The following is a 4237-nucleotide window of genomic DNA, read 5'->3' on the forward strand; positions in this document are numbered from 1 at the left end:
TATTTCGTAGAATTTTATGTATAATTATAAGTATAATTATACTAAGAATAACAAAAATTTGAGTTTAAATTAATTCCAAAATAAATTTTAGAGTAAATATTTTAAATGCTTGTTATATATAATTACGCGTTAAAAATGCTAATTTGACTTGCCATAACAGCATCAAAATGAGTTTTTATTCATAAGTTTTTGCTGCAGGAGTTTAAAAACCATAAAATTCTAAAATTTGATTAGAATTTTAGGAATTTAATAAATTCTGCAAAGCTAGGTTACAGCCACAATTCCAAGCGATTTATCTGCAAAATCTTACTTGAAATTCTAGAGCCTAAATCAAACCGCCGCGAATTTTTAAAAGGTCTAACGAAATTTCATAAAATCTAATAAATTCCAAAAGTTATGAGAAATTTTTCAAAAAATACGGCGAAAGAATTTTTAAAATTCTAGTTATTCACCCGTCCGTATCCTGCGAAGCGGTTCGATGCTAGGCAGCTTATGCGGTCTTTGCCGCAGCGGACGATATAGCTATTTTCCATCTTTTGTCCCGCTACATGGACGTTTTTCTTATTTAAATTTACGAAGTCCGCTTGATTTCTACCGCGAGTATTGTGGACAAATTTCACGCGACCATCAGCATAGATCTCGCGCACGATACCGATATGACTGATTTCGTTATTGACCTTGCCTTTGTTAGAACGCAAGGTGTTTTGAAAAAATACCAAATCCCCCACTCGCGGCGTATTGCTGAGTAAATTTTTACGGCTGTAATAATTATATATTGCTTGGGATTTACGTCCGTTGGTAAAGTATTTCGGCAGATCTTTTGAGTTAAAAAACAGATCATCGTATTTATCATTTAGCACGGTGATAAATCCGCTGCAGTCCCCTCCCGCGCGAGTGCCGGTGTAATCGTCTACAGATGCGATTAGCGGGCGGTTAAACTCGCTTCCCGGCACCGAAGTTATTCCTTCTTCATGATCGTTTAAGACATACGCTTGCTGGCTGCCGGCAGACGGGGCTTTTGAGGAGCAACCGACCAGCAAAAACGCACCCAAAGCGCAAATAATTAGTTGTTTCATATAAAAAATCCTTATAAAATTATGTAACGGTTAATTTTGGGCGTAATTTTAGCGCCTGGCGGTAACAAAATGGTAACTTTAAAGCTAAATTCTGTATAATCGCCAAAATTTTACACGGAGAAATCATGCATTATCTACGAATTAACGGGGGCAAAAAACTAAGCGGCAGCGTCAAAATAAGTGGCGCAAAAAACGCCGCACTGCCGCTCATAGCCCTATCTATCCTTTCAAAAAACGAAGTCGTAATTAAAAATTTACCCGCAGTTTCCGATATCCACACGCTAATTCAGCTGCTTTCAAATTTAGGCGCAAAATGCGAGTTTCTTGACGCCAATACCGCCAAAATCGATCCGCGCGAGATAAACTCGACCAAAGCGATCTACGACATAGTGCGTAAAATGCGCGCTTCGATCTTGGTGCTGGGACCGCTTTTAGCGCGGTTTAGACACTGCGAGGTAAGCCTTCCCGGGGGCTGCGCGATCGGCGCAAGACCAATCGATCTACACCTTAGCGCGCTTGAAAAGATGGGCGCAGAGGTTAAGATCGAGCAGGGTTACGTCGTTTGCACCGCAAAAAAGGGGCTTAAGGGCGCGACTATAAATTTTGACAAAATTACCGTCACCGGTACCGAAAACATCGTAATGGCGGCAGCTTTAGCAAGCGGCACCACGCATATCATAAACGCGGCGAAAGAGCCCGAAGTAATCGCCGTTTGCAACGCATTAAAAAGCGCAGGCATCGACATAGAGGGCATCGGCACGAACGAGATTCTCATCAAAGGAAGCGGCAGCGAGCTTTTAGGCCTGGATGAAATTTCGATCATTCCCGATCGCATCGAGGCAGGCACCTATCTGTGCGCGGGCGCGATCACGGGCTCCCGTATCACGATCACGCACGCTTGCGCGGCTCATCTTGGCGCCGTGCTTGCAAAATTTGAAGATATGGGCTTTAAATTTGAAATTTCAAACGGTGGCGACGAGATCACGATCCTGCCCGCCTCAAAGATCAAACCCGTAGAGATCATCACGAGCGAATATCCGGGCTTTCCTACTGATATGCAGGCGCAGTTTATGGCACTGGCGTGTGTAGCCACGGGCGTCAGCACCATCGACGAGAGACTTTTTGAAAACCGCTTCATGCACGTTAGCGAACTCTCAAGAATGGGCGCAGATATCCGTTTAAACGGACACATCGCGACTATCAGCGGCGGCAAGCTAAACGGCGCAGACGTGATGGCGACCGATCTGCGCGCAAGCTCCGCACTCGTGCTCGCCGCGCTCGCCGCAAAAGGCACGAGTAACGTACATAGAATTTATCATCTAGATCGTGGCTATGAGAGGCTGGAAGCTAAGCTTGGTGCGCTTGGTGCAGACATACAGAGGCTTGAGGAATGAAGACTTCGGAATAAAAAACTTGTGCAAGCAAGCGATGCGGGATTTTACGCAAAACGCGTTTTGAAATGCCACGCTACGTAAGAGCCACGTAAATTCTATCAGCAGCAATGCATTAAATCGCTAAAGCTAAATGCGGCGGACTTTTGAAGGAAATGCTGGTAGAATTTCAAGGATGAGTTCCTTAAGAATTTAAGTGGCGAGCTTTGGTAAAATTTAATGAACTAGCTGTGGTGAAATTCTTTAAGTACATGCGAGCGGAATTCCTACGGCAAAGTGGAATTTTACGAGTGATATGTTTTAAAATTTTAAGTAACGCTAGCAGCAAAATAAGGCAATTGAGCCCATGAAATTTCGCGCATTTATTTGGGTAAATTTTGCTTTGCAAGCTTTGGCGCAACATAAAATTTAAGACCACGCGAGATATTAACTGCGCAGATTTTAAATGTAAAAATGATAAAAAGGACTTAAAATGATAGGAATAAATGAGGCTATAGATTTGGCTACGGCTAGAATCACATCAAGCAGGCGGAGCGAAATGGTGCCCCTTCCCAGCGCCCTAGGTCGCATCCTTTCTAGCGATATTTCTGCGATTAAAAACCTACCCTGCTTCGATAATTCGGCGCTTGACGGCTATGCCTACGCGGCGGGCTTCAAAGACGAAGAGCTAGAGATCGTAGAGCCTACGATTTTTGCAGGAGACGAAAAATTTTATGAAATCAAGGCCGGACAGGCACAAAAGATAATGACCGGCGCGCCAATGCCTGCAGGCGCGGACTCTGTCGCGAGGCTAGAGGATGTAAACGCGCAAGGTGGAACTCTAAAAATCCCCGCTTCCGTTCATGCCCACGACGGCTTTCGTAAAAAAGGCGAGGAGGTGCGCGCGGGCGAGCTTTTATTGCACCGTGGCGAAATTTTAAACCCTGCTAAAATCATGCTTCTTGCTGCGCAAGGAATTTACGAAGTGGACGTTTACGCGCGTCCTAAAATCGCTCTATTTTCAAGCGGCAACGAGCTAAAAGAGCCGTGGCAGAGTGCGAGCGAGCGCGAAATTTATAACGCCAACTCTAGTGGTATTGCTGCATTGCTGCAAAAATACGGCTTTGAAAATGAGTATTTAGGGATTTTAAAGGATGATTTTAGCGCGGTTTGCGAGGCGCTAGACGCTGCTACGCGTAAATTTGACGTGCTAATTACCAGCGGTGGAGCAAGCGCTGGGGAGGCGGATTTTATGCAAAGCGCTATGAGCGAACTTGGATTTTTGCAGGTTTTCGATCACATTGATATCAAGCCCGGCCGCCCCAGCAAGTGCTTCGCAAAAGACGGCAAATTCGTCTTTGCAATGGCGGGCAATCCGATGGCTGCTTTCGTGCTTACACGCGCAGTCATACTGCCGATCTTATTTAAGCTTAGCGGCGCAAGCGAGGCTTTTAGCGCAGAAGCGGCGATATATGCCAAGCTCGCAAGCGATCTGAAGCTAAAAAGCGGCAGAGTAAATTTAACCGTAGGCGCATACGAAGGCGGAGTTTTTACGCCTATGCCGTCGCCTTCTGGGCGCATCAGACCGCTGGCTGCGGCATCGCATTTTTTATTGGCTGATCCCGAATGCGACAAAGTTCGCGCTGGAGAAATCGTAAAAATTTATGAAATTTAAGCGAGAAATTATTGACAAATGAAAATTTATAGGCTACAATCGCGCTTTATTTTTACCGCATGCGGGAATAGCTCAGTGGTAGAGCGCAACCTTGCCATGGTTGATGTCGCGAGTTC

General features: G+C 45.1%; 3 protein-coding genes. 2 read left to right on the plus strand and 1 reads right to left on the minus strand.

The features are described 5' to 3' along the window. Positions 1–440: 440 nt before the first annotated feature. Positions 441–1076: an NlpC/P60 family protein gene (locus Q0274_RS00120; RefSeq protein ID WP_005870540.1), complete on the minus strand. Its 636-nt coding sequence runs from the start codon at positions 1074–1076 to the stop codon at positions 441–443. Between the two features lie 125 nt (positions 1077–1201). On the opposite strand from Q0274_RS00120, the gene murA reads away from it, so the two are divergent. Both murA and Q0274_RS00130 read left to right on the plus strand, forming a co-directional pair. Then, the gene (gene murA / locus Q0274_RS00125) at positions 1202–2470 is read left to right on the plus strand and encodes a UDP-N-acetylglucosamine 1-carboxyvinyltransferase (protein ID WP_298026440.1); all 1269 of its coding nucleotides are present in this window, start codon (positions 1202–1204) and stop codon (positions 2468–2470) included. Positions 2471–2939: 469 nt separating this feature from the next. After that, on the plus strand, positions 2940–4121 hold the full coding sequence (locus Q0274_RS00130; RefSeq protein WP_298026442.1) for a molybdopterin molybdotransferase MoeA: 1182 nt from the start codon (positions 2940–2942) through the stop codon (positions 4119–4121). Positions 4122–4237 lie beyond the last annotated feature (116 nt).

This window comes from uncultured Campylobacter sp., assembly GCF_937973075.1.
Lineage (GTDB): Bacteria > Campylobacterota > Campylobacteria > Campylobacterales > Campylobacteraceae > Campylobacter_B.